The sequence below is a fragment of the Bacteroides sp. GD17 genome (assembly GCF_038448625.1).
GTDB lineage: Bacteria > Bacteroidota > Bacteroidia > Bacteroidales > Bacteroidaceae > Bacteroides.
The window spans coordinates 21,069-47,327 of sequence record NZ_JBCEZS010000011.1; the positions used below are offsets into that span (position 1 = coordinate 21,069).

Genomic DNA, 26,259 nt, shown 5'->3' on the forward strand with positions numbered 1-26,259 from the left:
AACTTGGATAACAAATGGGCTGCATAGTTACGATTCTATTTGAATGGCACAAATTGTATTCATTTGGTTTGTTACCAATATATATACTGGTAGCCAATTAGTTAAATCTTAAAAGTTACAAGGCGCAAAGTTGCAAAAATTTCTAAGCAAAACAATCAGAACGATATATAACGCAGAACAAATGAGAACGTGATAAGACTTTATTTTCCTAATAATGTAACTATATTTTATATAATTTCTGTTTTTCAGTAAAATTCAGATGTGATATCTATATTTATCACTATATTTGCTTTGAAATAAACTACTTACCGTATGAGACCTAACGTAATAATAGAACTGCATCCCTATCTGCATGATTACTTGTATCATGAATTCGGATGCAGGCCATCGGATGACGGCGTGAATGTGACTACATCCAACGATATAGGCAAGTTCATTCAGGCGATGGTCACCGTCACTGACCGCCCACCCAAACAAGCCATCAAAGAGAATCCGATAACCTTGTTTCTTCCTATCCAGGAGTGGAATCACTTCATCCTGCAAGAGAACTTCATCTATATACCCGAATGGAAGCAGCGTATGCTCCAGGATTATATTGAGGCATCCTTCCGCATCCGGGTGCGAGAGTATTTTGTGGCTGGCTATGAAAAAGGTTATAAACAAGACCGGATTGTCCGGGCATTCTTGATGGCATATAATATCAAGAGCAATGCCATCAATTACGATGCGGTCAAGAAGTTTGATTATCGCAACCGGCAGCGGATGATTAAAGAGGTGAACAAGGATATTCAGTTATCGTTGTTTCCTTAATATTTTTTAGCAGATTAATTGTTAAGTAAAAAACAGATTTTCAGTAATTTATCACTTAAAAATTCAGTAAAATATGAATCAGTTCAACAAGAGGTCGCAGATATGCGGTATGTATTTCCTGCCGATATCGGGTGCACAGATTTACAATGTTCCCGGGAGCAATATAATCAAAGTTCGTGGCGAATGGGTTAACCTTGCCATATCTTCCGGAGATTTTAAGGAGAAAGATGAACTCGGTGGGATTGTTGAGCAGGAGTTGAAAGCGATTGTCACGGATACAGGAGAGGATAAAGCTGCTCTGATACGTGATTTGATCATGAACGAAGGCCTGGTGTTAATTCAGATGACGAACGGCAGCCGTAGAGTGGTAGGTACAGAACAATTCCCTGTGGCACTATCTTCAGAGTGCGGCGGTTCTCCGATGACGCAAACGCTTTCGTTTAAACGTGATAGCCCCGAACCTGCCAAGATTTTAAAGTCCTTTTAAACGGTTATCTCCATTGTAATTTTGTACCGACAATCAATAGGTATAATTACAATGGCATTTTCCTCATTATATAGTGCAGTCTGTCGCGGCAAGTGGTTTATCTCTTTCCGGGATGTAGAAGCTAACCTGATACTGGTTGACAAGTTACTGGAGCGTGGCATCACAAAAGAAGATGCAACCAAACGTTCCGAAGTCGAACCGATATCGGTCATGTTATCCGTGCCGGGCAAAGAAGCCAAGGCGGGCAACGGGTTTTCCGATGCGCCCAAAGACAGCACGGCTATTGTTCCCATCCATGGAACTCTGCTGAAATATGGTACATATTGCAGCTATGGTACTACCGAACTGGCGGATGTATTGCGCCAGGCGGCTGATGCTCCGAATATATCTTCCGTTTTACTTGATATAGATTCGGGGGGTGGCAGTGTTGATGCCATCGCTCCGATGGTCGATGCCATTCAGTATGTGCAATCGAAAGGTAAGGCCGTGGTAGCGCATTGCGATCTGTGCGCTTCCGCTGCTTACTATATTGCATCATACTGTGATGAGATTATTGCCTCAAACCTGATATCTTCCGAGTTCGGTTCTATCGGTGTGATGATGAGCTTCCCGGATTATGCCAAGTATTACGAGCGTGAGGGTGTGAAGGTGCACACCATTTACAGCAGCTTGTCCGACTACAAGAATGCTCCGTTTGAGGCGGCCAAGGAAGGCAAGTATGAGATGATCCGCGAAGAAGAATTGGACCCGTTGGCTCTTGACTTCCAAAACAATGTCAAGGCAAATCGCGGTGACAAATTAAAAATGGACACGCCCGGATTGCTGCGGGGACGTATGTTCTATGCCAAGGATGCGGTTAATGTAGGCTTGGCCGATTCGATAGGTTCCGTTGACTTTGCCCTTCAGCGGGTAAGGGATATTCGTAGCGAGGCGTGTATTAACGAATATATTAATTCAAAATCGTAAAGTGTATGTTTGGACAAGTAATGAGCGTGGTACTTTCTTTTTTGGGTATTTCTGCTTTTGCGAAGGATAAAGAAGGCAAATCTGTCTTGCTTTCCGCACAAGAGGATCAACTCAAGAACAAGTACGGTGAGAAATTTCTGGAGGAATTTAAAAAAGATCTGGCCGAGTTCGAGAAGAGCGGGAAGTCTGCGGAAGAAGCTGTTACCAATGAAGTAAAAGCACAGCTGGAGGCAGACCGTGATAAGAATGCCAAAGATTTGAAAGAGGCCCGTGAGAAGCTGAAAGCTCTCGAAGAGAAAGAAAAGGAGTTTGAGGCATCCATCAAGGAGAAGGATGCTGAAATCGCCAAGTTATCAAAAGAAGAGGCTCCGGATGCGGGAGCTCATGTAGCGGGAGGAGCTGACATGACGAAGAAATTCAAGCCGGACATGACGCTGGCACATAACATGTATCTGGATGCCGTATTTAAAGGTGCTGCATACAGTGGTAACTCAACGATCGAAACGACTGAAATTCAGAAAGAGTTCGGCAAGTACGTTTCTTCCGAGCGTATTGAGATCTTGAATCGCCTGATGGGTACCACGGAGTCAACGAAGTACATGTCTACGATCGTGACAGACAAGGTAGAGGTGCGTGCACAACAGTCTGCCATTGACTCGGTTCTGCAGCAGTTCGTTCCGAAATGGACTCCGAAGGGTAAATCCAAGTTTACTCCGTTGACCATCAAGAACTACAAATGCAAAATCAACGTTCCGATCACTCCGTCGGATATCATGGAAGATATTCTCGGATATCTGTACGACGAGAACCTGAAGCCGGAGGATATGCCGGTTGTGAGGTATATTCTTTACCAGCTCATCTTCCCAAAGCTGGACGAAGAACGTGAGATTGCCTTGGCCGTGGGTGAGTTCAAAGAAACGACTGCGACCCAAGATGGCGATGAAGCTACTGATGCTAACGCAGTAATGGACGGTTATGTTACTCAGCTGCGCAAGCTCAAAAAGGCAGGTAATACGACTGTCACTTGGTTGCTCGACGGCATTGTTCTTGATGATGCCAAGCTGGTTGAGCAAATCGACAAAGCGGTAGACGAAGTATCTCCCTTGTATAAGAAGAAAACTATGTTTATCCATGCCGATCCTGACTTGGTAACCCGTTACAGCAAGGCTTACCGCAAGATCTATCCTTGGTTGAAAAACGAAGATGGTGAGAAAGTCAAAGTAGACTTCTCCAAGTTTTCGTTTGTTCCCCTCGAAGGCATGCGCGGCACAGGTGCTTTCTTCATCACTCCGAAAGAGAACTTCAAGCATCTGCGTAGTAAAGATCCGCAGAGTACCAAGGTATGGATGCAGGGTGAAAATTACGACGTGAAGATCTTCGCCGAATGGTGGGAAGCTGTCGGCTTCTGGTTGGCCGAAGCTATCTTCGCATACCTGCCACCGGAAGAGGCAGAAGGTTCTTCCGCTTCTTCAACTTCTTCCCAGGGAGAAGGTCTCTAAAATAAGGAGGTAATTTATGGCTGACGAAGCATATAAAATGGTATCGGTGCCTAAGAAGACATCGAATGCCGGTCGCCCTAAGGGCAAGAAATCGTATATCATCCTCTTTCTTTGGAAAGATGTGGCTGAGTACGAGCGCGACGAGAAAGGTGTCCGTGTGAGCAAATTCAAAATGGCAACGGGTAAGAAACCTATTGCCGTGTATGCAACAGACTCCACCATCAACATCTATCACACAAGTGAGGGGGAGGATGATGCACGCGGGTTTATCCATCATGTGGACTACGAGCATCCGGGCACGGAGCTTGAGCATGACGAGTTTGTCAACAACAACATTAACGAAGATATGGGAGCCATTGTATTGGGTTGCTCCGGCGGTGATGCAAAAATTGCCGGAACTCCCTGCACGCCTCTCAAAATGTCGAAAGCTGACAGTCAAGACAGCAAAGATGGCGACAAGAATACAATAAACTTGGCGAGCACGTTGCGCGGTGCGACTATCGGGCATATCGCCAAGAGTTTTATTCCTGTAACGGACAGTATCGAAATTAATGCCGAGCTGGGCTTGACAGCTTCCGGTTCTGCAGGTGGGGGTATGTAGTTTTTTTTATATGGTTAATGCGAAAAAAGGCGTGTGCGTTGCATACGCCTTTTTTGTGTCCTTTCGAGAATTGTACGTTGACGGTACTTTTGTGTCATACTAATATTTAAAGTTATGACAACAAAGAAAAAAACATCGAATGATGTGCAGAACCAAAGTGTAGATGCACAATTCACTGAAGCGTGTGTAAGAGGAACCTTGAATATTGATTCTAAGGGTTCTATGGCATGTACTGCAACCAAAGTTCAAGACCACACAACGGTGGTAATTCCTTATTGCAAAGAGTTTGCGCAAGGCAAAGAATTACTTTTCGCTCTACGCTCCTGGCAGAAGTATGTACGTTTCGGCATCAACATTGTAGTGATCGGCGACCGCGAAGATTGGTTCAGTGAAGAAATTACCTTCATTGAGCATCACCGTGTATCGGATAATCCGCAGGTTGATGTGATGGAGAAGTTGCTGCTGGCAATTTCTTCGCCTGACGTAACAGAACATTTCATCTGGTCGAATGATGATATTTACCTGGTTAATCCGATATCATTGGTGCATATCGAAATCCCCAAGGTAGTTGGCAAACTTGATTCGGATAAATTCTCAGGCACCTATGCTGCCAATATGATGTGCACGGCCGGGCTTCTCAAAGAGGCGAAACTGCCGACTCTGAATTATGGTACGCATACCCCTTGCTTGTTCGAAAAAACATCGCTGACTGCCATGTTCGAGAGATTCCCCGAACTGCAAAACGGTGGATATCTTCTTTCATCGGTGTATTACAATTCGGTATCGTACCCTGTTCATCCCGTATTTCTGAATTGGCCGACAGATCAGGTGCTGTTACCAATCGTATCTCAGACTCCTTCGGAGAGCAAGGTCTTGGAGTTCCTCGAGCGCAAAGTGTTCCTGAATAACGCTGTATCCGGATATTCTCCTTGGTTGGAGAGTTTCTTGGAGAGGTTATTCCCGGAGCAATCCGACTTCGAGGGATGAAGAGTATTGCCGGCATTATCTTCACGGAGAGAACCGAACTCTTTCCGTGAAGAGTTTTCTTTCTTGAATGATCCGTCGTGCCCCATGGAACTGGAGGCTCTTGCATCACGCAAGTTCGGCAAATATCATGCGTATGTGCAGTTACATTCACGACTCCGAGACTGTACCTCACTTCAGCAGTGTGCGGATATCGCCCGCGAGCTCATTGATAACTATATTGAGAACCGCATGATCTGGGAAGAGTTGAATTACTACAAGAAGCACCATGCGCTGCTTGGCAAGCATCCCGCCTTTGCCGAATTTCGTCGTAGAAGCGAGCTTCTGCATCTGCCTGTCAAGGAATTGGTGAAACGGCAGCGGCAGGTTGAAAACAATATCTGGCGTGTGAAATCTGAAATTGCCAAGGGAGATAAACCGCATTTGGACCCGATACGGCGTGAAAGATTGATAGGATATGAGAAAGAGCTGGCGGATATTAACAGACTATTGGAATGAGTTACTATTTCAGCCTGGAGGAACTTCGGCAGGAGATGTCAGATTCCCGCTTATTTTCCAAACGGTTTGAAACGATGCTTACTTTCAAGCTGAACAATCTCAAAGAGTTGTGCGGACGCCTGCCGAAAGATAACGAGGCTTTCTTTATTGAGACCAAGAAGAGCTTTACGGCATTTACCTTCATCGTGTATCTGATAAAGCATGCCGGACGGGTGAACCATCTATATATCGCCACCTATTCCACCAACGAGCGCATTATCAATGCACTGCTCCGTTGGCGCGAAAAGGGCCTGATAGGCACGATACATCTTCACATATCGGAAACCATCAAGTTTCGTATGCCGAAGATCTTCGGACGTTTGATGCAGCTCCATCAAGATGGTGATATCGAGCTTTCATTTGCTTGGAGCCACAAGAAGATTACTTGCCTGGACACGGCAGCGGGTTTCTTCGTTGTAGAGGGGTCGGGCAATTACGGTGAGAATGCCATGGAAGAGCAATATGTATTCCTGAAAAATAAAGAAGTATATGAGTTTCGTAGCGGACGAGGTGACCAAATGGCGTGAAAGCCCGCCATGGTATGACCGGATAGATCTGGATGAGTTTGAGAGGCTGGCAGGCATCGGCTATGAACCGAGGCAGATAGCCATGTATTATCATGTTGCGGAAGATGATTTCTTTTGGTATTTCAACCTGATAGGCTCTCCGCTGAAGTATCACTATGAACGCGGGCAACTTATCCAACGGGCAAAAGAGGGGCTGGCCATGTCTGCCAGTGCCGAGACGGGCGACAATGTGACCCAGGCGCAGCGGTTTGATAAATTTCGCCAAGCGACAGGGTATCGCAATTCGATTAACAAGATATTTTATGATGATATAGGCTGATGTTCGACAAATCTTACTTTGATACTCTGCAAGACTACATCGCTTCCGGCTGCACTATGCAGCTGACCGATGATGAGATGGATTACTACAACGTGCTCTATGCGCTGGTAGGCATTAACCGTAAATACGGCAAAGATAACGCCATTGCCTTCCTGACACACGAACCGTTCTGCGTCGAACGGATGCGGGCGAGACGGATGTATAGCGAGGCTATTAATCTGTTCTATCTCAATGATACGATTGAGAACAACGCTCATCGGAATATGATGTACGACAATCTGATGAAAGCCGCTCAGGTGGTTCTCCAGAATGCGGTTACCTCCAAGGATATGGAGGTTTATGGCAATTTGACTATCCAAGCGGCCAAGATTAAGCAGCTGGATAAGCCTGATCAGGTGAAGCCGAAAGAAATCGACGACAAACCGATTAAGGTGTATGATCTTGACCCCACTTCGGTGGGATTGCCGTCCGCTAACCGCCAGCTGCTTGCTGCGCAGATTGATTCGATACAGGATATCCCGACAAAAGAAAAGATACGCCTCAAACGGGATGCTAATATTATTGATGTCGATATAGAGGAGATGCTCGATGACCAGGAAGAAAAAACTAAAGATATCGGATGATGTGGAGCTGCGCTTCTCCAACTGGATGGCGCAGCTCATTGCCATTATGATGCCGTGGTCGCTCTATTGGGTTGCCGGACGTGCGTCAGCAAAGACAGTGCAGGTATTGGCCGAACGTGTGCAAGAAGTTGCGCTGGACTGCCACGGTGCACCGTTCGCTTGGGTTGCCGATACATACTCTGACCTGCATAAGAACGTGATACCTTCGTTGATTGACGGACTTTCTTTACTCGGGTGGGAATTGGGCATACACTACGTAATCAACCAAGAACCGCCGCAAGAATGGAAAGACCGTATGTATAACGTCTGTTCCGATTGGCGAAACACCATGGTGTTTTATACAGGCTTCAACTTCACATTCATTTCGTTGGATAGACCGGCAATCGGAGCAGGCCGTTCTTACGTTGGTGTGTTCGGCGACGAGGTGAAGTATTTCCCTGAAGAGAAGTTTACGAACTTGCTGAAGGCTGTTCGCGGTTTCCGTGTCAAGTATGGGGATAGTGTTTGGTACCGCAGTCGTACCCTGACCACGGATATGCCGAATCCGAACCATCTCGGAGAATATGACTGGATCTTGAAGCTGGCCAAACAGAACGACAAGAAAAAGATACTGCTGATGCTGCAAACGGGTTTCGTCTACAATGAGACGAAAAAAGAGTATGTGGCTTGTTTACAGAAGTACAAAGAGCTGAAAGCGGCTTATCGTACAGATCGTGCACTGCACAACAAGCTGGAGGCGGCAGAACGCTCCATGCAGCTTGCAGGCAAGAACATGAAGCGGTGGGAAGAGCGATGGATTAAGACTCGACGGGGAGTCTCTTTCTTTTTTATCTCTTCCTCCTATGTCAATGTCGATATTTTGGGAGAAGATTGGTTCTCCGATGAGTTTGCCGAAGGGCTTGAAGGTATCTTGTGCAATATCCTTTCCATTATTCCGAAGTTAGAAGCCAGCCAGATGTTCTATTGCAATCTGAGCATCAAGCATTTTTATGCAGACGGTTTCCTGAATGAAGTGATAGAGCAGCATCCGTTCGGGTGGGAGCAGGATTGTACGGTTCTGAGGTACCTGGATAAAAACAAACCGTTGGAGGCAGGTATGGACTCCGGCAATATGCTGTCTATGGTATTCGGCCAGAGAGACGGGCGTGTGATGCGTGTACTCAAGGAGCTATATACATTGCCTCCGAGTTCTGTACGTGAGCTGGCTGATAAGTTCTTGTATTACTTCAAACCTCACAAACGTAAGATACTGAAGCTGTACTATGACCGTTCGATGAACAACTACAAGGGGGTGGGTGCGGATATGGCCACTCAGATAAAGAAGAATATAGAGATAGATGCCGAGGGCAATCGCACAGGATGGCAGGTACAACTCATGTCTCTTGGCCAAGGCAATATCGGTAGCAACCAAGAATATCGGTTCTTCATGGACTTGCTCAGTGGCAACCTGGCACGCTCCCTGTTTACGTTGCTGATAGACCAGTATAACTGTCCGAACCTTAAATCGGAAATGGAGGTTACCGAGACCAAGATATCGAGCGGACCTAATAACTCCAGCTTGATAGTCAAGCAGAAGACGGGTGACAAGCTGCCCGTAAATAGATTGCCCAAAGAATCGACGAACCTCACAGATGCACTGAAGTACTTTACCATGCGCAAGGAGTTCATCCGCGTATGGAAGATAGGCAGAAGTGTGTCGGGTGCTGCTTCGGTGTGATGTAGCTTTCAATGTTGGTAGCGAGCCCTGCTTTCCGTGAGGATGGCAGGGATTTTTTATGTGGATGCACCGCAGCAGGTGGGATTTGGGCGGGGAAAGAACATAAAGGCACGTTTTGTAATTATTTTGTCATATCTCCGAACCGAAAAGGCCGCTTGCAATCGCAAACGGACAACGGCGCGGCTCGGCTAGCAAGCTGTTTCATCCCTCCGACATCAGTCGAAGGGATAGGCTTTTTTATTGGTTCTCAGTGGTATGCGATTTTGGACGGGACACTTTTACTTCAAAAAACGTCCCGTCATGAGAGAAAGATATCCCGATGAAGATCGGGCGCACGAAAAATCCGCGTACAGAAGATTAGTTTCTACGCCGCCGGAGATTAAAACGAAACCAAACTCCTGCACGCGGATTTTCTGTGTTTAAGCGGTAGAAAGCATCGCATTCTGTTTGATTTATTCAAACGTTCTCTTTTTTTGTATTTATTTTGGGATTCTGCAATTTTATGCTGATATTTGAAGTGCCGAATATAAACCAAATGATTCATCTCCTCATATCGTGTAACCCGTAATCAGTCGGGTTCCGGGTGGTTCCGGTCGGCGCACGATATGAGGAGATGATATTTTAATACTATGGAACTAAAAGATTTTATAAAAGCTACGATTAAAGACATTTCTGATGCAGTGACGGAATTGAATACGGAGATGGCTGATAAAAACTTACTTGTAAACCCAATACCTAATAATCATCAGGGAGGTATGGTTTATTCTGAAGATGGTAGATGGTTGCAGAAAATAGAGTTTGATGTATCTGTCACTACATCGGATAAATCTGAGAAAGGAGGAAGAGTGAAAATTTATGTAGCTAAAGCTGGAATAAGTGAATCTGCAAGTAATGAGGCTACAAGTTCATTGCATTTTCATATAACGGTAGCCTTACCCACGTGTACGGGGTAATTCAAAGTAGTTTGTTTCACCGGTGAGGAGGTAATGATAAAGGATTTCTGAAATTGCAAGTGGGTGCAACTCCTTTTTCGGACAAAAACTTTTATACCAACTGAGTATCTCGATGGCTTTGTCTAAACAGTATTTTCTGAGTTCAATGTCGCTCATGGTGATTGTTTTTTGCAAAAATAGTATATAAATGCCTGAAAAGGAAATTATTGACTAAATATTTATGAAATGATATTCTATTTAATATATGGATGAAGATTATAAATTAGTTCTTGTTCTTGGTAATGGTTTTGATCTTGATTTAGGATTAAAAACTAAATATGGAGATTTTATGGGTAGTACTTTCTTTAAAAGTTCTCCTGACTATTTAATGGATACGAGCCCCGTTTCCGGTGGAGTTAATTTGTTTAAGTTCTTGGAGAAACGTCTCTCTTCAGATAAGTGGATTGACTTAGAACATGAACTTGCAACACTCGCTCTTGTTAGGACTAAAAGAGGGCCAAACGCTTCTTTCGTAGAAGAAATGACATTTTTGGCTTTGCATAAAGCATTATGCTCTTATCTGAAAGAAATAAAGTATGATAATATAAATGAGGACTCTGTTGCTCTTACTTTACTTAGAATCTTGAATCAATATGACTTGTGGGAAATCCTGTCTTTTAACTATACAGATTTGAAGAACTTGGAACATTATGTTGGTGAGATAAATGTTCCGGTTGAATATATACATGGAAGCATAAAGGATGATTCTATTATTTTAGGTTTTGAAGATGACTTAGAAATTGATAGTAGTTTCTGCTTTATGATAAAATCGTTTAGCCCATATTATAAGTCACATAATGTAAGAGAAAAGCTATTGGATGCTAATGAAATAATATTTTTTGGGCATTCTTTAGGGCATACGGACTATCATTATTTTGAAGATTTGTTCAAATATCAGTCGCAAGCGGAAACTGCGAACCAGAACTTAATTATTCGGATTTTTACTTTTGATGAAGAGTCGCGTATAGAAACCTTACTTCAATTAAGAGAGATGAATAATAAGCGGACAGACCTATTATATGATTTATGCGATTTTGAAGTATATAGAACAAAGGATGGTATAGATAAGGGGAAAATTGATAAGTATTTTGGTGAACTTACAAAGAGATTACAAGAGCATGCACCAGCATATATACCAGGACCGATGTTTATGTAATAAAGCGGAATTTTGTTTTTTCCGTTCCTTTGACCACGGAGGGGAGAGATGCAACTCTATTTGCAGAATTTTTCTCTTGAAAAATATTGAGATATGCAAAAATGGGGTATTTTTGCGTATTATTTTAATTTAATATATCTGATAGTATGAAAAAATGTTTGTTTTTAATGGTTTGCCTGGCAAGCCTTATTTTGTATTCTTGTGAGGATAATAAGCCTACTTTTACGAGAGCTGCTATTATGTCGGAGGAATTTGTTTCATCAAGAATGAAATATCCGGCTGAAGTTGAATTTGATGGAGATCGCCGAGGGGCTGAAACTTCTTCAAATGAGTATAATGTTTTTCAGAAATTTACGGCAAAAAATGCGTTCGGAGTGAAATCAAGTTATGTATATAAGATACATATGATTTATAAAACAGGAGATTGGGCTGATATCAATAATTGGACGTATGATGAATTGACTATTGAAGATATTTCTACAGGGAAACAGAACGTTTATCGTTCTCCAAGTGATTGATTTTATTTTCATATAAAGAAGCGGAGCTTAAAACTCCGCTTTTTCTTTGTCATTACAAATATTATCCCCATATTTGCAGTGCGAAACAATCATAGGATGTATTCTATGTCGCGGAGCGCGGTTAATGCTCATGATATTTGATGGGCTTTTTTTATGCCCATAAGGATAGTAGAAGTCTTACTTATGTAAACTTATACGGCTGTCTTTCCCACATTATTTCAATGCTTCGGCATAGATTACTAATGATTGTTTCGCGACACGGGAAATGGCAGCCGTTTTTCTGCCTAAACGCGAAACAATCATTAGTATGAAAAATCAAACTTCTGGCACTCTCAATGTGCCTGCTTCCGGCATTCCTGCTGTGGGCGAATCTGTCAATGCTCTTACTGAGCAAGTAAATGATCTGCAATGCCGCTACTATCGTAGCTTGGCTCCTGACTGTGAACTTCGCAACTCTTCTGACCGCTGGTATTTCGGCGCTATTCTCGCTGTCTGTATAGGGTTTATATTTCCTCCTCTATTTGCTGTTGCGGCAGTATGTGTTTATAAAGCAAAGAAGGGAGGCAATCATGAATGATATGACTATTAACGGAGTTGTCCTAAATGAATCTATTTCCGAACATCTTAGATCCTTGCAAGATTGGGAAGCTAAATCCCTTGCCGGATTATTGGACGATGCGATTGGATTCATGCTTGGTAACAGTAGCTTCTTTGAAGATGATGCCAGAAATTTTGTTGGGGTTCTGGCTACATTGCACAATGCCCGTATTCAATTTCTGGAACTTATTCCGAATATGTGTCTGGAGGATAATAAATCGAAAGGAGGAAACCATGAATGATCTGCTGATTTATGAGTTGCCCAACACGAAGGGATTGCATGAGATTTTCTCGATAGTAAACGAGATTGGTTCCGAACTGGGTATGTATCCGGACCGAATAGAACTGAAAGATGGCAGGTCTGTGTCTTATAATCGCAACGATGCGAAAAAATTGGGCAATGGTTCTATAAGCGAAGAAGCCTACATCGAGAAAAATCAAATATAGAGAAACATTTTTTTATACATTAGATAAGTGAAGCCGACGGTTCGTGATGAATAGTCGGTTTTTTATATTGATAATAGCGAAATTTCTACGATTTGTTTGATAGTAGTAGAAATTTCGCTATCTTTGTAGAGTCAAACAACAAATAGAGATAATAATGAAAAGTACAGAATTACACCGGTTGTTCATAAAAAAGGGATGGAGGTTCGACCATGCGGAAGGAAGTCATTACTTTTATAAGAACGAAAAAGGGGAGTTAACAGAGCCCGTTCCCTACCATGGGGCAAAAGAAATGGGAAAAGGATTAGCAAACAAATTAATTAAGAAGTACGGGCTTTAATCCCCGTACTTCCTTAAAAGAAAGGATATATTATGGAAAAAATTATCGTAGTGATTGAAAAGAGCAAAGATTTCTATGACGGATATTCGGATAATTGCGACGGCATCTATGGCGCGGGAGATAGCATCCAAGCCGTAAAAGATGATATTCATGAGGCTATACGACTTATAAAGAAGAACTTGCCTGTGGATAGATGGCCTGAACAAATTAAGGGAGAATACGAAATCGAATTTAAGTTGGACGTTGCGAGCTTCTTGGAGTACTATTCGAGATATATCTCTTTGAGCGGTATGGAGAAGATTACCGGTATCAACCAGAAGCAGCTCTCCAATTATTTGAATCATCGCTCCCTGCCCCGCAGACAGCAAGCTGAACGCATCTGCAACGGGCTTCACTCTTTTGCAAAAGAATTGTTATCGGTTACGCTCTGATTTGTTGTTTGACATCACTTATTAGAGTTTGTTTGGAGGCCTTCCGTTTCGGAGGGCCTCTTTTTTTGTGTCCTTTTTGCTCATACCCCAAGAGGGTATATTTGCAACATGGGAGCACATGCAGAGAGATTGGCGCAAAGCAATAACCGCAATAACTGGGGTGGCAAGAGCAACCGGTTTGCGGGAGAGAGGTATCCGCTGGATGTTATCATCGAGGGAGATACTGGGCTTACGCAACAACATGAGCGGCAGCTGGATAAAGAGGCCGTGGCTGTGTTCAATGCCAAAGTACAGGCATGGGGCACGAAGGTAGATGCTGCATTGCGTATTTCTATCGGCAATAATATTGTGACCGATAAGAAGCTGTCGAAGTCGATGAAGCAGAACTATCGGCACTATGGCAAGCATCCGACCGAAGGGGAGGAGATCACGAGTATCGGGTTCAGCTTTAAAGAAGAAGGTGTGTATGTTCATCTGGGTGTAGGTAGAGGATATAATATGGAGGGCAGCAGCAGAGTGCTTACGAAAAAGTCGGATGACAAATGGAACAGGGAGCCGAAACCATGGTTTAATCCGATAATCGAGCAGCATATTCCGGAGTTGATAGAGATAGTGAAGGAGTACTGTGGTGCGCTGGTTGTGAATGCTACGAGAATTTTTATCAATACATAGATATGGGAGACAACTTTAAAAAAATAGGGAATTTCAGCTTCGTAGATACGGCAGAGGGCCAGTATGCTATTAACATGAACTGGAGTCAGGAGATGAGCCGTTTCTTCAACGGTGATTCGCAGGATTGGGATGGTGATCCGGTATCGGTTGCCGGAGTCAGAGTCGTGCCATGGGGAATTGACAACAACCTGCCGGATGCCATCCGTGACCTGCTGGAGAAGAACAATCTCGGTCCGGGTATTCTGGATCGTAAAACGGGATTGCTGTATGGCCAAGGGCCGCTCCTTTATCGGGTGAAGATTGAGAACAACGAGCGTGTCCAAGAGTGGATAGAAGATGAAGAGATTCAAGACTGGCTGGATAGCTGGGATTATCGTGGCTACATTCGCGATGCGCTGGTAGAGTACACGCACATGAACGGCCAGTTTTCCAAATATTACATGGCGAAGGGTGTCCGCATCGGCCGCCCGTGGGTAAATCGGCTTGAATGCCTGCACAGCAGGGAGTGCCGCCTGATATGGCCTGACAATGACAGCCGTCGGCTTGAAGATGTAAAAGGGTACCTCACAGGCGACTTTGACAGCTACCGAAGTCATACTTTCCTGAAGTATCCCGCTTTCGACAAGTGGCATCCCGCCAAGCACGAAACAGCGGTGAAATATCACTGTCTGCGCAGCTTCGGGCGCAGCATGTATGCTATATCTTGTTTTTACGGCTCCGTGCCCTGGCTGGAAAATGCGAATAATCTTCCGGAGATTATCCGACACCTGAATGAGAACATGATTGCCGCTGCGTATGTGGTGCATGCTCCGCAAGAGTACTGGAATCAAAAACGTGAACTGGTGATGACCATGCACGAAGATTGGAAAGAAGATCAGATCCAGAAGGAGATGGAGAGGCTGAAGGATGAACTGACAGAGACCATCGCCAATGTGATGGCGGGCAAGAAGAATGCCGGTAAATTCTTCTCTTGCGTGGACTTCGTAGATCAAGACGGCAATATGCAGAGCTGGAAGATTGAGCCTATCGAGATGAATATCGACAAATACATCGAGGCGCAGGCGAAGATATCGCGTATTGCCGACAGCTCCACGACAAGTGGTTTCGGCCTGTCTCCCGCACTGGCCAACATCATCATCGACGGCAAGAGTGACAGCGGCAGCCAAATGCTGTATGCGCTAAAGATATTCTACGGAGCTGATACGCAGATACCCGAAGAGATTGCACTGGAGGCCATCAATGATGCCATTCGTATCAACTTCCCGAACAAGAAGGGGGTATTCCTCGGTATTTATCGCAAGGTGATCAACAAAGAAGATAACGTGTCGGCTCCTGACAGGCCGACGAATCAAGTATAACCTATGAAGCAAAAAGACATTGAATTTCCCGAATGCTGGGAAGAGGTGAGACCGACGGAGTGGCTGCACCTGCTGAAGATACGTGATAAGCTGATGCGTCAGCCAGGGCTGGAGCTGGTGGATATTAAGCGCGAATGGTGTGCGTATGTACTGAAGAATCGTGGATATCGCTTTCGTTCCAAGATAGAAGACATGCGCCTTGTAGACGGATTGGCCAAGACGCTGGACTGGATGTGGAGAGCGGGCGAAGACGAAGAAGCACAAGGCGGCACCATTGTGGAGCTGACGTATGACTGTACGGCGAACTTGCTTCCCGCATGGCGGTACCTACGCGGGCCGATGAGCCACGGCGCTGATTTGACCTTTGGTGAGTTTCGCCAGGCGGCTGCCGTGGTTAACAAGTTCAATGCGGAGCATGATTTGGCAGACCTGCGAGCTTTATGCGGCATCCTCTATCGCAAGCCTGTGAAAGATAAAGGCTGCATCATGAGAGAGCCGTTCCGACCGCAATATATGAACCGATACATGGGGCTGGTTCGTGATATGCCTGTATGGATACAATGGGGTATTTATGCTTGGTTTGCCTATTTCTGCCAGTACTTGTTTACCGGAACATTTATCATTGACGGGCTGGAATTGTGTTTTGCGCCCGTTTTCGACCGGCATAAGAAGAGCGGGGGCTATTCCCCCGGCATTATCCAAAATCTGGGCATGAACAGTGTGCTTTATTCGGTGGCCGAAAGCGGTATCTTCGGCAATGTGGATGCGACCGATGATACCCTGCTGCTGCGTGTGATGATGAAGCTGCTCGATGACAAGCAACGGGCCGACGAGATATTGAGAAACCTAAAAAAATAGCTGCTATGATTTTCAACAAGGATGGCAAAGGAGCCAAAGAGTTGCGGGAACTGACTGGCAATTACTACGCAAACAATGATTTCGGTAAGGTGGCCGGAGAGATCGATATCGCTACGGAAGAATTATCTCTGCTGGTAGGGCCCGATGTGGTGGAGCTGGCGGATAAATATTACAATGAGGGCGAAGCGGATGCGGATAAGGAACTTGTCCGCAAGGTGCAGCGTCCGATTGCACTGCTGGCTACGCTGCGGATGTATCAGAAGAATGATCTCAGCCATGAGGATGACGGGCGAAAGTTCAAGGCGGCCACCGACGGGAGCGAAAAACTGCCATGGGAGTGGCAGCTTGATCGCGATGATGCACTGCATCTGGAGGAGTATCATAAGGCGGTGGATGCGCTTATACGGTACCTGAATAAAAAAAAGATAAAAGAGTGGGTTGAGAGCGACTTGTGCAAGCTATCTCAGTCGCTGATTATTCGCAACGGTGATGCGTTTGACTCTTATTTCCCCATTGACCGCAGCGAACGTATGTACCTGATGCTGGTACCGTTTATCCGCGAAGCACAAATGCTGACGGTGAAACGGGCCTATGGGAGCGAATGGGAGCAGCTGCTGGGCGAGAGCTCGACACCCGAGACCGATGCACATTTTGCCGCGTGCAAAGCAGTGGCACTACTGGCTATGAGCATGGCTTTACGTCGGCTGCCGTTGAGCCTGATACCCGGAGGAGTGGTACATAAGTACATGACCGAGAGCGGAATGGATAAAAGCAAACCCGCTTCGCTGGCTGACATAGAGAGGGTATCTCGCTGGATGGCGGATGATGCCACTACTTGGGTGGATGAAATGAAGCGGGCACGTGATGGGGGGCAGGTACCAGAGTACAACATGCTGCCAAAGAATGATCGAAGAAATAAATATTGCCGCTTATGAATGTGATTCAAAGACCAAGGGTAAGAGAGTTCTGCGGAACTATGCGGGACTATGTGATTGACACGGATGTGACGATAGCGTTTGCCGTGAAATACGGGGGGAACACGATTCTTGACGAAGAGTATGTTCCGGATGCGAATAACCAGGTGCGGGTGCGTGATCTGGGCAAGTTTTGCGAGCTGGCACTATGGGGAGTATGGTGCGCTGGTGAGAACACTGTGCAGACAGATGCGGCTGGTACGTTTTCTTTCTTGATTAATGGGGTGGAGGATGCGCAGAGTCTTGTCATGTTCAGCCGCCTCCAGACAAAGAAAGATGCGGAAGCACCGGGATGTTTGAGCGAAGTATCGACTAAGGTAACCCGTCCGGGGATGAAGGAGTATGTAAGTGGATATCTTGAACCAGTATCTGGTGGTTTAGGAATAGAGATTACCGGATATTGGGATGATGACTCAGAAGAAACTGTGTTCAGACGGATAGATTATGTTGGGAGTACAGAGCTGGTTAGTGTCGATGTCAGCCCGGAGCTTATTATTACTGGTTTCTCGAAATCTGATCCAGCTCGCTATAAGATAGGGATGTCGGGCGGTTCCATGCTTTTCTATGTGGATCGTACGCGGTATGCGGAAATGTGGTGTTTCCGCTTTAAGAATGTATATGATATGCCGGAGACGCTCACGGCTACGGGCGGACTGAAGATGGCGGGCAACAACGAGGGAGACACGGCTGCCATGTATGGGATAGAACGTAAGTTCGGTCTGAAGGTGACGGATGAATATACGGTCAACAGTGGTGCTGTGATGCTGCAGAGCGATTACAAGTTATGGCATAACCTTGTCAATGCGCAAGAAGCGGATATTCTGGTAGATGGTGAATGGCTCCCGATTGTGATTACTAAGCAAAAGTTTGAACGTGAGTTCCGAAGGAGCTTACTGAAGGCTGTAGAGTTCAGCTTCCGTATGGCGAATCCGGAGCAAAATAATCTGATAAGCGTATGATTGACATATTACGGTACCGAGAAATATTGGCCGAGCTGAGGGAGCGGGTGAATGCCCGTAGCGAAATGAAGATTGAAGGCGTGGTGATAGCCGTCAGTGACAAGCATCTGGTGAAGAAACTGAAGGACAAGGCGGGATTGATGCTTTGTGCAAATTATCCGGATGCGGAGTCGAAAGGCACGGCTGATAACTATCAGGAGAAAAACGGCCTGCTCTTGTTCCTACTGGAGAAAGTGGCTTCAGGCAGTGAGGATGATGGGGATGAACTGTTGCATTACGGCAAGATTCAGCAGGTGATGCAGGTGATGAAGGAGGAGTTGCGTACCATGAATTTCGTTTGCGGAGAGATATCGGGGGCTGATGACATGAATACGGAATGGGAGTACGATGTTTTCGGCGGATTCAACGGTTTGAGTATCGGATTAAAATTGGCGGATTATGACTGAGCTGTTTATAGACGGGATATCGGTGGTGCTGCCGAAGGGTTTCAATGTACAGGTGAAGCGTGAGAATCCGTTGGTTACTAAGAACGGTGAGTATACGTATGACATCACTTTGCCGTTGACGAATCCGACGAATGCTGAACTGTACGCGCATATCAACCGACTGAACGTCACGCAAGAAGTACGTGAGAAACGTTCGGCCATCTTGGTTGCTGACAACCGGATGTATTGTAATGGAACAGAGATCATCACCGGATGGACGGAGAAAACAGTTACGATACAGATAGCCAGTGGCAACTCGGAACTCAACTATGTTATCGGGAGTGATCTGCAGATTTCGTTTTTGAAAATGAAAGAGACCGTACCTGCTTGGGGTGATCTGAAATATATAGAGAAGCGATATCCCGAAGTTGAGTTTTGTCTGGCACCATTGGTCAATCAGGCGGCAGATCATATTGTTAACAAATGGGGGCTATCGCGCAAAAATGTTTCCGACGAACTGAAATTGGTGGCCGATGACGCCTATTGGTATGCACAGCCGTATCTCTGTGCGTACATAAAGGAGCTGTTCCGCGCTTTGGGTTATGACATGATTCTGAACCAGCTTGAAGATACGGCGTTCAAAGAACTGTATATATGCCATGCAGAAGAGACGAATGAATGGAATAAAATGATTCCCGGATGGTCTGTACAAGACTTTCTGGAACAAATAGAGAATCTGTTCAATGTGGTATTTGTGATTGATAATAGGAAACGATCCGTCAGAATTCTGGCAGAGGGTAATTTTTTCCAGGGAGTTCCGTGTGTCCATGTACGGCAGGTGAAGGATGTGTATGAGGTTGAAGTGGATAAAGAACCAGAGCAAGATACGAATGCAGCATCCAATGTGCAATATAAATTCCCAGAGAGTGCTTATTGGCGTTGGCGGTGCCTGCCGGATAATATACTGAAGGAGGCAAAGAAAGGAACTATTCCGGCTGATTATACTCCGCAAACATTCCGGCGTTTGCAGGAGTGGTTTATGGATGAAGCGCATAAGTTAACCGATACAATTTATACGGATAAAAAAGACGGCCGGCAATATCTCTATATAAAGGATCTTGAAGATTGGAAGAACCAACCGGTGTATGTGATGCTGAATGAGTTTGCTCCATTGGTACGCGAGGATGCGGTGAATACAATTGAACTTGAAATGATGCCGGCAGAGATGAGTGTGGCAAGGATGGCATCTTACTCTGAAGGAGTAGCATTTGAGGATCTTGATATGTGGATTCCAACCGTTGGCGGCACTTCTTCGGAAGAGGAAGTGCAAGGTACACTGGCTGATCAGATAGAGAACAATAGCCAGCAAGAGAGTTCCGGGAGTAAGGATAACATATATTTGGCATTCTATTCCGGGCTTGCAACCTTCAAGACATTGGGCGGGCTTGAGAGGCAGTTCCCGATACCTTATACAGATGAGTATCGTCCGTCGGGATTTAGCACTGTTTCTGAATATTATCAGACTAATACAGTAGGGGCATCTCTGCGCTTGATAACTCTTGACAGCTTGTTTTATCAAGGTAATTATGATATAGATTTTACCAAAGGGGTAAAGATTGAGAGTTATGATCCTAATTTGTATGATGCGAAGTATGTGTATGAGATACGCAACAAGCGGTATATCTGTAAGGAGACGGAATTTGTAATAGATGAGAATGGCCGCAAGGGGGCATGGACGGGAACGTTTTACCCTATCCGTATCAGTGATACGGAGGCTGATATCCGTTGGATATTGGCGGATGGTAAGTGGCGTGATGGCGGTGTGTGGATAGATAATGGCCGGTGGCTGGATGAATGATACTTTTTGTTCGATAGGAGGGTGAACCTGGTGGTCTGTGACGGATAGCCAGGTTTTTTTATGTCCTTTTTCGAGGCTGAACTGCCTGATACCTTTGTGAAAAACAATTCAATAGGTATGTCGATTAATATAAGTGACTTTAGAATGGCCATCCGGATAGATAATTCGGATGCTAAGGCGAAGTTTGTTGAAACTAAGGAGCAGATAGCCTCTGTTACTGAGGAAATGAAGAAGTTGGCTGCTGAGGGCAAGAAAAACTCTGATGAGTACAAGGCTCTTAAGCAGAAGCAGGATGAACTGAATAAGAGCCTTGCCGCCCAACGTAAGGAGACGGGACTGTGCTCTTTATCTTATTCGGAGTTGAGAAAGGGGGCGAACCAACTGAAAAGGGAGATGGATAAGGCTGTTCCCGGCACGGAGAAGTGGAAGGCGCTGCGGGCAGATTATCTGCTGACTAAAAATCGGATGAAGGAACTGTCCGTACAGGCAAGCGAAACCCGTTTTTCTCTTTCCAAAGTGGCAGACGGATTTAACCGCTATGCTGCTGTAGGAGCGGGGGCTATTGCGTCGCTTACTGGGGTTGCTCTGACTGCGCGTAAGTGCGTGGAAGAGTTCGCGGTCATGGAAGAAGCTGAGAGCCAGGTGCGAAAGTATACCGGCATGACACGTGAAGAAATCAAGGAGCTGAACGAAGAGTTTAAGCAGATGGATACTCGTACGGCGCGGGAGAAGTTGAACGCGCTGGCGGGTGATGCGGGACGCTTGGGCATCACTGCTAAAGATGAAGTACTGGAGTTTGTGGATGCTGCTGATAAGATTAATGTTGCCCTGGGTGAGGATTTGGGCGAGGATGCCGTGAAAAACATTGGCAAGCTGGCGCAGATGTTCGGTGAGGATGAGAAACTCGGATTGAGGGGGGCGATGCTGGCTACCGGTAGCGCCATCAATGAGGTTGCTCAGAATTCATCGGCTGCAGAGGCATATCTGGTCGGTTTTACCGCACGTGTGGCGGGGGCGGCTAATCAAGCGAAGGTCGCACAAGGCGATATCATCGGATATGCCTCCGTGCTTGACCAGAACATGCAACAGCAAGAAATGGCCGCTACGGCTTTCCAAACGTTGATGATGAAGATGTTTCAGACGCCTGCCAAGTTTGCAAAGATTGCAGGGCAGAGCGTCGAGGAGTTTTCTTCGCTCATCAAGAAAGATGCTAATGAGGCAATGCTCCAGTTCTTGGATACATTGAATAAGAAGGGGGGACTTGATCAGCTGGCCCCCATGTTCAAGGAGATGGGACTGGATGGCGTCCGTGCTTCAGGTGTTATCAGCACAATGGCGGGCAAGATTGATGATATCCGGGTGGCCCAGAAGTTGGCCAATGAGGCTTATCGTGACGGTACCAGCGTGGTAAATGAGTACAATGTACAGAATAACACGGTTCAAGCGGGATTGGATAAGGCGAAAAAGAATTTTAAAGAGGTGCGTATCGAGCTCGGAGAGAAGTTGCAGCCGGTGATGAAGTATATGATAACTACCGGTAGTCTGACGGTGAAGGGAATGAGCAAACTCGTTTCCGTGATGTTTGAATACAAGGGGGCTATCATTGCGGCTTCTGCTGCACTGGCTGCTTATACGGTTGTGGTGAGAGCAGACACGATTGCCCGCGGAGCGTGGAACGGTATTGTCAAAGCCGGTACGGTGGCCGTGAGATTGTTCAATGGAGCTTTAAAAGCCAACCCTTTGGGGGTTATTGCATCGCTCTTGGCAGGCGTCATCACGTACTTGGCCATTTTCAAGACCAAAACGAATGAAGCTACCGAAGCTCAAGAGGCCTTGAATGCCAAGATGGAGCAATATGAGGCGTTGATGGGGCGCATCTCTAAAATCAAGTCGAAGGCCGATAACTTGGATTTGCTGGATGATGACCAGAAAAAACGTACCAGAAGAGAAACCGAAGCGGCCATCAGCGAACTGAACGACCGCATGGCCGAAGAAATGGCCGTCCATCGGAAATGGTACCAGGAGCAGAAGGCTGAAAAGATGAAATGGATTGGCGATGACAAGTCTCTGGAGAAAGCGGTCATCGGCGGGCTGAAGCACCAGCTCGAAGAGCGCCTGAAGCTGTATGGCAGCTATGCCGTGAAAAAGAAGGAGCTGGAGGCTATTCTGGCTAAGTTGCCTGAAGAAGACAAAGAAGATCCGAACGGTGGCGGCGGTGTTGATGAGAGCGCATTGGATAAAGAGTTAAAGGCACGTGAGGCCAAGCTCAAAGAGTCTTATGATGCAGAGAAGAATCTGCAAAAAGAGAAGTACCTCAATGAGCAATTGACGCAGCAAGAGTACCAGCAAGCGCTATATGATGCTGAAATGCAGTATCTGTTAAAACGAAAGGCATTACTGGAGAGCTACGGCAAAGATGCGTCGAACATACAAGGCCAGATTTATGATAAGATGATTGCCGAAGCCGATCGTCTGACGCAGTTAGCGAATGGTGCGGATAAGAATGCGCATGATTCCAACATCGCTATGCTCGAAGAAGAATATCAGACTCAACGGACGGCTGTTAAAGAGGCGTATATGAATGGTGATATTCAGCGGGAATCCGACTATCAGGAGAAGTTGAAAGATCTGGAGCTTGACTATCTGAAGCAACGCAGGGATATGCTGGCAGTTTATGGTGATGATGTGGCTGATATCAATGGACAGATATTGGACAGGCAACTGAAGGATAAGGAGGAGGATAAGGATAAACAACGCGATTCGGGATATAACAGCATTGATAATACTTCGGACTTTAATCAGAAAAATGATATCCTGAAGGCGATGTATGATGCCGATCTGATCACTTATGAAGAGTACCAGGAAGAAAAGACACGTATAGCCGAGGAACAGAAACAGGCGCGCGAAGATGCTGAGAAGGCTACATTTGATGTTATCGGGCAAGCAGCTGCGGCGGCCAGTCAGGTGATTGGCGCATTGCAGGATGCCGAGATAAGCAAGATCACCCGCAAATATGACAAGCAGATAGCTGCTGCCAAGAAAGCGGGCAAGGATACTACCAAGCTGGAGGAGGGGAAAGAAGAAGCCATCAACGAGGTGAAAAAGAAGTATGCGGATAAGCAATTTGCCGCGTCCGTACTGCAAGTGACTGCCAGTACTGCGGTTGCCGCCATGGAGGCGTATAAAGCGATGGCGGGTATTCCCATTGTGGGGCCTGCTCTTGGAGCGGTAGCTGCTGCGGCAGCCGTCGCAAGTGGCGCGGCGCAAATAGCCGTTGCCAAGCAACAGCGTGATGAAGCGAAGGGGTTGAAATCCGGTGGTTATGTGGATGAGTATGTAGAGGGTTATACCAAGAACGGTAATCCTGATGACGTGGCTGGTGTTATTCCGGTACATAAGAATGAGTTTGTGACCAACCATGAAGGTGTGGCCAATCCGCATGTGCGCCAATTTCTGGATGTGTTCGATGTGGCGCAGAAGAATGGTACCATCCGCATGATTAATACGACGCAGATATTGGAACAAGTACGGACTCGTAGCGGGAGGTATAGTGGTGGGTACAGTGATGACGGAGTGCTGTCTTCTTTCTCTTTTGCTGGTGCTACATCTTCGGATCTGACTCCCGAGCAGAGGTCGCAGGTGGTACGGTTACTCATTGAGAATAATCGTTTGCTGGGCGTGCTGTGCAATAAAGAGTTGATTGTAGATCCACGCAAAGTACGCGATGGCATCAAACAGGTGGAGAAATTGGAAAGCAACGTGAGCCGATGATATGTCCTTTTTTAACGGGGGTGGTCCCGGTAACTTTGCGGTATGAAAGTATTTCAGGCAATAGATGAGATGAGACGGTTGTCGTCAGAAGGAAAGAGCTTCTCTTTTTCCTTCATGAGTTACAGCTACGAACGCCGTAAGAGTGACGGTGTAGTAGCTATGAATAATGCGCGTCTTCGGAAGCAGAGCCGCAAAGAACAGAACCGCTTTGCGGACTATATGCTGAATTTCATAGATCTGGACACAATGGAGTATGGTATGTGTTGGCAACCTCTGTTGTTGACATTCAATGGAGAAGAACTTGAATTAAGCTGATGGACACTAAGTTTGAAAATATAATCCCTTGGAATGGAGCGAACGATACCGGGCGGGATGTGCGGTTGAAGTGGCAGCGTAACTTTTCCCGTATCGCTGATGCGCTGAAGGAACTGTCGGAGGCTGATGAAAAATTGTTGGAGGAGGTCATAAAGGAGATTAATGGTCTTTTCCTTCATAAGGATCAGCCAGATTTTACCAATTATCTATTGAAACTATTGGGTGGTCTTGAAGTAGGCGAGGCCATTGACTCCATGATAGCAGGCAAGGGTGTTCTTGCTGATACCAATGGCCGTATGCAGCTGTCCCGATTGGAAGTTCGAGATTCTATGACGGTCATGCGCTTAATCATTAACGACCTGCAGGCTATGGCCGGCGATTTCTCTTTCTCCGACTGCGGTTGCATTGAGAAAGTCGAGAAAATTGATGATAGCACTTACAAGTTGTGGATGGAGAAACGTACCGATACCGATTGGACTACTCTCGACGGGGAGGACGTTATGTTCTCCATCATTAACAACTTGCTGCTTGGTGGCACTGACTATTACAAGTCCTGGTTCCGTTGTGTGGCGAAGAACCGCAACGATAATACGCTGACTGTCGTGCTTTATCCCGACAGCGAGGTGCCAGGCGGAAAGAATTATCCTCCGGTAGCCAAATACAATGTAGCTCGCCGGGGTAATGCCGTGATGCCCGATGAGAATGAACCACCTAACGAGCGTGCACAGAGCTGGCTTATCTCTTCCCGTGAAGGGAGAATGATGTTCCTTCAGAATGTGTTCAAACCCATTCTGGAAGACTACAACTATGCGCTCACGATCGGCCGTTTTCCAAATGTCAAGATGATAGATAAGTTGCCTATCGGCCCGACGGATGTCGGTGTCATGTCGAAAATCGGTGTTTTTGAAAAAATCTATGAAGCGGATTGGAACGGCGATATCATACCCAAAAAGGTAGACCGCGGCGAGTGGTCACTGGCCACCGCGCAGGGTAACGAGCCTTACAGGTTCGTCACTCATGAGGTCATGCTTGAGGACCAGTCTGTCACCACGCAGTTGGAGCAGCACACGGTTTATCATTTCGGATGTAAATGGGGATGCCTCGTTGACAAGACCATTGATGAACCGGCATGGAACTCTCCCGGATGGGTGATGCTTGAAGGTGACAAGAACTATCATCTAGAATTCACGTCTACCAACGGCTGGCAGTTCTTCCGCACGAATGTAAACACGGATATCGCTGCTGTAGTCAGCTACTCCAACCGTGATATAACGAACGTGCTGATGGCCACTACCGGTGTCGAAATAGAATGGCTCCGTGATACCGGTAATACTCCGGCCGATAATACCTGGAAGCCCACCTATGTAGACGGACAGAAGCATGTCATCCATTTATCTTCCGCCGATATGGGTAGCGAATGGGGATTGTCTGTCAGGATGGTAAAGTTTGTCTGCAGAATATTTATTCCGGTGGGTGAGCAATTTGAGACAGTAGAAAATTATGTTGGATTTAAAATATAGT

The 26,259-nt window shown here is 45.9% G+C and carries 29 protein-coding genes; all 29 read left to right on the forward strand.

Annotated elements, in window-relative coordinates; translation table 11 throughout:
- Positions 1–312 precede the first annotated feature (312 nt).
- Positions 313–810 (forward strand): transcriptional regulator, encoded by a 498-nt coding sequence (locus AAE250_RS16210; RefSeq protein ID WP_294601937.1) that lies wholly within the window; start codon positions 313–315, stop codon positions 808–810.
- Positions 811–883: 73 nt separating this feature from the next.
- Positions 884–1,297: a hypothetical protein gene (locus AAE250_RS16215; RefSeq protein ID WP_294601936.1), complete on the forward strand. Its 414-nt coding sequence runs from the start codon at positions 884–886 to the stop codon at positions 1,295–1,297.
- A 51-nt stretch (positions 1,298–1,348) separates the two neighbouring features.
- Positions 1,349–2,263, forward strand: a complete 915-nt coding sequence (locus AAE250_RS16220; RefSeq protein ID WP_294601935.1) for a S49 family peptidase — start codon at positions 1,349–1,351, stop codon at positions 2,261–2,263.
- 5 nt (positions 2,264–2,268) lie between these two features.
- Positions 2,269–3,762, forward strand: a complete 1,494-nt coding sequence (locus AAE250_RS16225; RefSeq protein WP_294601934.1) for a hypothetical protein — start codon at positions 2,269–2,271, stop codon at positions 3,760–3,762.
- Between the two features lie 16 nt (positions 3,763–3,778).
- Positions 3,779–4,363: a hypothetical protein gene (locus AAE250_RS16230; RefSeq protein ID WP_294601933.1), complete on the forward strand. Its 585-nt coding sequence runs from the start codon at positions 3,779–3,781 to the stop codon at positions 4,361–4,363.
- Between the two features lie 114 nt (positions 4,364–4,477).
- Positions 4,478–5,350 carry a hypothetical protein gene (locus AAE250_RS16235; protein WP_294601931.1) on the forward strand — a complete coding sequence of 291 codons (873 nt, stop codon included), beginning with the start codon at positions 4,478–4,480 and terminating at the stop codon, positions 5,348–5,350.
- 84 nt (positions 5,351–5,434) lie between these two features.
- Positions 5,435–5,845: a hypothetical protein gene (locus tag AAE250_RS16240; protein ID WP_294601929.1), complete on the forward strand. Its 411-nt coding sequence runs from the start codon at positions 5,435–5,437 to the stop codon at positions 5,843–5,845.
- The gene (locus tag AAE250_RS16245) at positions 5,842–6,411 is read left to right on the forward strand and encodes a hypothetical protein (protein ID WP_294601927.1); all 570 of its coding nucleotides are present in this window, start codon (positions 5,842–5,844) and stop codon (positions 6,409–6,411) included. Before AAE250_RS16240 ends, AAE250_RS16245 begins: the two co-directional genes overlap by 4 nt.
- A complete protein-coding gene (locus tag AAE250_RS16250; protein WP_294601925.1) occupies positions 6,374–6,730 on the forward strand; it encodes a hypothetical protein in 357 nt (118 codons plus the stop codon). The genes AAE250_RS16245 and AAE250_RS16250 overlap by 38 nt, the downstream gene beginning before the upstream one ends.
- Complete coding sequence (locus tag AAE250_RS16255; protein ID WP_294601923.1) at positions 6,730–7,353, forward strand: hypothetical protein; 624 nt, start codon at positions 6,730–6,732, stop codon at positions 7,351–7,353. Before AAE250_RS16250 ends, AAE250_RS16255 begins: the two co-directional genes overlap by 1 nt.
- Entirely contained in the window at positions 7,319–9,070 is a 1,752-nt protein-coding gene (locus AAE250_RS16260; protein WP_294601921.1) for a hypothetical protein, read from the forward strand. Before AAE250_RS16255 ends, AAE250_RS16260 begins: the two co-directional genes overlap by 35 nt.
- A 629-nt stretch (positions 9,071–9,699) precedes the next feature.
- A complete protein-coding gene (locus tag AAE250_RS16265; protein WP_294601919.1) occupies positions 9,700–10,023 on the forward strand; it encodes a trypco2 family protein in 324 nt (107 codons plus the stop codon).
- A gap of 244 nt (positions 10,024–10,267) precedes the next feature.
- A complete protein-coding gene (locus AAE250_RS16270; RefSeq protein WP_294601916.1) occupies positions 10,268–11,218 on the forward strand; it encodes an AbiH family protein in 951 nt (316 codons plus the stop codon).
- Positions 11,219–11,364: 146 nt separating this feature from the next.
- Positions 11,365–11,736 carry a hypothetical protein gene (locus tag AAE250_RS16275; protein ID WP_294601914.1) on the forward strand — a complete coding sequence of 124 codons (372 nt, stop codon included), beginning with the start codon at positions 11,365–11,367 and terminating at the stop codon, positions 11,734–11,736.
- 307 nt (positions 11,737–12,043) lie between these two features.
- Complete coding sequence (locus AAE250_RS16280; RefSeq protein WP_294601912.1) at positions 12,044–12,313, forward strand: hypothetical protein; 270 nt, start codon at positions 12,044–12,046, stop codon at positions 12,311–12,313.
- On the forward strand, positions 12,306–12,575 hold the full coding sequence (locus AAE250_RS16285; RefSeq protein ID WP_294601911.1) for a hypothetical protein: 270 nt from the start codon (positions 12,306–12,308) through the stop codon (positions 12,573–12,575). Before AAE250_RS16280 ends, AAE250_RS16285 begins: the two co-directional genes overlap by 8 nt.
- Positions 12,568–12,780 carry a hypothetical protein gene (locus AAE250_RS16290; protein ID WP_294601910.1) on the forward strand — a complete coding sequence of 71 codons (213 nt, stop codon included), beginning with the start codon at positions 12,568–12,570 and terminating at the stop codon, positions 12,778–12,780. Before AAE250_RS16285 ends, AAE250_RS16290 begins: the two co-directional genes overlap by 8 nt.
- 154 nt (positions 12,781–12,934) lie before the next feature.
- Positions 12,935–13,117, forward strand: coding sequence for a type II toxin-antitoxin system HicA family toxin (locus tag AAE250_RS16295; protein ID WP_294601909.1), 183 nt, complete (start codon positions 12,935–12,937; stop codon positions 13,115–13,117).
- Between the two features lie 32 nt (positions 13,118–13,149).
- Positions 13,150–13,548 (forward strand): hypothetical protein, encoded by a 399-nt coding sequence (locus AAE250_RS16300; protein ID WP_294601908.1) that lies wholly within the window; start codon positions 13,150–13,152, stop codon positions 13,546–13,548.
- Positions 13,549–13,656: 108 nt separating this feature from the next.
- The gene (locus tag AAE250_RS16305) at positions 13,657–14,220 is read left to right on the forward strand and encodes a hypothetical protein (protein WP_294601907.1); all 564 of its coding nucleotides are present in this window, start codon (positions 13,657–13,659) and stop codon (positions 14,218–14,220) included.
- 2 nt (positions 14,221–14,222) lie between these two features.
- Positions 14,223–15,578: a hypothetical protein gene (locus AAE250_RS16310; RefSeq protein ID WP_294601905.1), complete on the forward strand. Its 1,356-nt coding sequence runs from the start codon at positions 14,223–14,225 to the stop codon at positions 15,576–15,578.
- A 3-nt stretch (positions 15,579–15,581) separates the two neighbouring features.
- Positions 15,582–16,436, forward strand: coding sequence for a hypothetical protein (locus tag AAE250_RS16315; RefSeq protein WP_294601902.1), 855 nt, complete (start codon positions 15,582–15,584; stop codon positions 16,434–16,436).
- Positions 16,437–16,441: 5 nt separating this feature from the next.
- Positions 16,442–17,371, forward strand: a complete 930-nt coding sequence (locus AAE250_RS16320) for a DUF6712 family protein (RefSeq protein WP_294601900.1) — start codon at positions 16,442–16,444, stop codon at positions 17,369–17,371.
- A complete protein-coding gene (locus AAE250_RS16325) occupies positions 17,368–18,369 on the forward strand; it encodes a hypothetical protein (protein WP_294601898.1) in 1,002 nt (333 codons plus the stop codon). Before AAE250_RS16320 ends, AAE250_RS16325 begins: the two co-directional genes overlap by 4 nt.
- Positions 18,366–18,815, forward strand: a complete 450-nt coding sequence (locus AAE250_RS16330; RefSeq protein ID WP_294601896.1) for a hypothetical protein — start codon at positions 18,366–18,368, stop codon at positions 18,813–18,815. The genes AAE250_RS16325 and AAE250_RS16330 overlap by 4 nt, the downstream gene beginning before the upstream one ends.
- A complete protein-coding gene (locus tag AAE250_RS16335) occupies positions 18,808–20,652 on the forward strand; it encodes a hypothetical protein (RefSeq protein ID WP_294601895.1) in 1,845 nt (614 codons plus the stop codon). The genes AAE250_RS16330 and AAE250_RS16335 overlap by 8 nt, the downstream gene beginning before the upstream one ends.
- A gap of 117 nt (positions 20,653–20,769) precedes the next feature.
- A complete protein-coding gene (locus AAE250_RS16340) occupies positions 20,770–24,423 on the forward strand; it encodes a phage tail tape measure protein (RefSeq protein ID WP_294601893.1) in 3,654 nt (1,217 codons plus the stop codon).
- A 42-nt stretch (positions 24,424–24,465) separates the two neighbouring features.
- Entirely contained in the window at positions 24,466–24,738 is a 273-nt protein-coding gene (locus AAE250_RS16345; protein WP_294601891.1) for a hypothetical protein, read from the forward strand.
- The gene (locus AAE250_RS16350) at positions 24,738–26,258 is read left to right on the forward strand and encodes a hypothetical protein (RefSeq protein ID WP_294601889.1); all 1,521 of its coding nucleotides are present in this window, start codon (positions 24,738–24,740) and stop codon (positions 26,256–26,258) included. The genes AAE250_RS16345 and AAE250_RS16350 overlap by 1 nt, the downstream gene beginning before the upstream one ends.
- Position 26,259 lies beyond the last annotated feature (1 nt).

Excerpts from the sequence above, each read along its gene's own strand:
- AAE250_RS16210 (WP_294601937.1), top strand. The coding sequence starts at position 313 with ATGAGACCTAACGTAATAATAGAACTGCATCCCTATCTGCATGATTAC.
- AAE250_RS16215 (WP_294601936.1), top strand. The coding sequence starts at position 884 with ATGAATCAGTTCAACAAGAGGTCGCAGATATGCGGTATGTATTTCCTG.
- AAE250_RS16220 (WP_294601935.1), top strand. The coding sequence starts at position 1,349 with ATGGCATTTTCCTCATTATATAGTGCAGTCTGTCGCGGCAAGTGGTTT.
- AAE250_RS16225 (WP_294601934.1), top strand. The coding sequence starts at position 2,269 with ATGTTTGGACAAGTAATGAGCGTGGTACTTTCTTTTTTGGGTATTTCT.
- AAE250_RS16230 (WP_294601933.1), top strand. The coding sequence starts at position 3,779 with ATGGCTGACGAAGCATATAAAATGGTATCGGTGCCTAAGAAGACATCG.
- AAE250_RS16235 (WP_294601931.1), top strand. The coding sequence starts at position 4,478 with ATGACAACAAAGAAAAAAACATCGAATGATGTGCAGAACCAAAGTGTA.
- AAE250_RS16240 (WP_294601929.1), top strand. The coding sequence starts at position 5,435 with ATGGAACTGGAGGCTCTTGCATCACGCAAGTTCGGCAAATATCATGCG.
- AAE250_RS16245 (WP_294601927.1), top strand. The coding sequence starts at position 5,842 with ATGAGTTACTATTTCAGCCTGGAGGAACTTCGGCAGGAGATGTCAGAT.
- AAE250_RS16250 (WP_294601925.1), top strand. The coding sequence starts at position 6,374 with ATGAGTTTCGTAGCGGACGAGGTGACCAAATGGCGTGAAAGCCCGCCA.
- AAE250_RS16255 (WP_294601923.1), top strand. The coding sequence starts at position 6,730 with ATGTTCGACAAATCTTACTTTGATACTCTGCAAGACTACATCGCTTCC.
- AAE250_RS16260 (WP_294601921.1), top strand. The coding sequence starts at position 7,319 with ATGACCAGGAAGAAAAAACTAAAGATATCGGATGATGTGGAGCTGCGC.
- AAE250_RS16265 (WP_294601919.1), top strand. The coding sequence starts at position 9,700 with ATGGAACTAAAAGATTTTATAAAAGCTACGATTAAAGACATTTCTGAT.
- AAE250_RS16270 (WP_294601916.1), top strand. The coding sequence starts at position 10,268 with ATGGATGAAGATTATAAATTAGTTCTTGTTCTTGGTAATGGTTTTGAT.
- AAE250_RS16275 (WP_294601914.1), top strand. The coding sequence starts at position 11,365 with ATGAAAAAATGTTTGTTTTTAATGGTTTGCCTGGCAAGCCTTATTTTG.
- AAE250_RS16280 (WP_294601912.1), top strand. The coding sequence starts at position 12,044 with ATGAAAAATCAAACTTCTGGCACTCTCAATGTGCCTGCTTCCGGCATT.
- AAE250_RS16285 (WP_294601911.1), top strand. The coding sequence starts at position 12,306 with ATGAATGATATGACTATTAACGGAGTTGTCCTAAATGAATCTATTTCC.
- AAE250_RS16290 (WP_294601910.1), top strand. The coding sequence starts at position 12,568 with ATGAATGATCTGCTGATTTATGAGTTGCCCAACACGAAGGGATTGCAT.
- AAE250_RS16295 (WP_294601909.1), top strand. The coding sequence starts at position 12,935 with ATGAAAAGTACAGAATTACACCGGTTGTTCATAAAAAAGGGATGGAGG.
- AAE250_RS16300 (WP_294601908.1), top strand. The coding sequence starts at position 13,150 with ATGGAAAAAATTATCGTAGTGATTGAAAAGAGCAAAGATTTCTATGAC.
- AAE250_RS16305 (WP_294601907.1), top strand. The coding sequence starts at position 13,657 with ATGGGAGCACATGCAGAGAGATTGGCGCAAAGCAATAACCGCAATAAC.
- AAE250_RS16310 (WP_294601905.1), top strand. The coding sequence starts at position 14,223 with ATGGGAGACAACTTTAAAAAAATAGGGAATTTCAGCTTCGTAGATACG.
- AAE250_RS16315 (WP_294601902.1), top strand. The coding sequence starts at position 15,582 with ATGAAGCAAAAAGACATTGAATTTCCCGAATGCTGGGAAGAGGTGAGA.
- AAE250_RS16320 (WP_294601900.1), top strand. The coding sequence starts at position 16,442 with ATGATTTTCAACAAGGATGGCAAAGGAGCCAAAGAGTTGCGGGAACTG.
- AAE250_RS16325 (WP_294601898.1), top strand. The coding sequence starts at position 17,368 with ATGAATGTGATTCAAAGACCAAGGGTAAGAGAGTTCTGCGGAACTATG.
- AAE250_RS16330 (WP_294601896.1), top strand. The coding sequence starts at position 18,366 with ATGATTGACATATTACGGTACCGAGAAATATTGGCCGAGCTGAGGGAG.
- AAE250_RS16335 (WP_294601895.1), top strand. The coding sequence starts at position 18,808 with ATGACTGAGCTGTTTATAGACGGGATATCGGTGGTGCTGCCGAAGGGT.
- AAE250_RS16340 (WP_294601893.1), top strand. The coding sequence starts at position 20,770 with ATGTCGATTAATATAAGTGACTTTAGAATGGCCATCCGGATAGATAAT.
- AAE250_RS16345 (WP_294601891.1), top strand. The coding sequence starts at position 24,466 with ATGAAAGTATTTCAGGCAATAGATGAGATGAGACGGTTGTCGTCAGAA.
- AAE250_RS16350 (WP_294601889.1), top strand. The coding sequence starts at position 24,738 with ATGGACACTAAGTTTGAAAATATAATCCCTTGGAATGGAGCGAACGAT.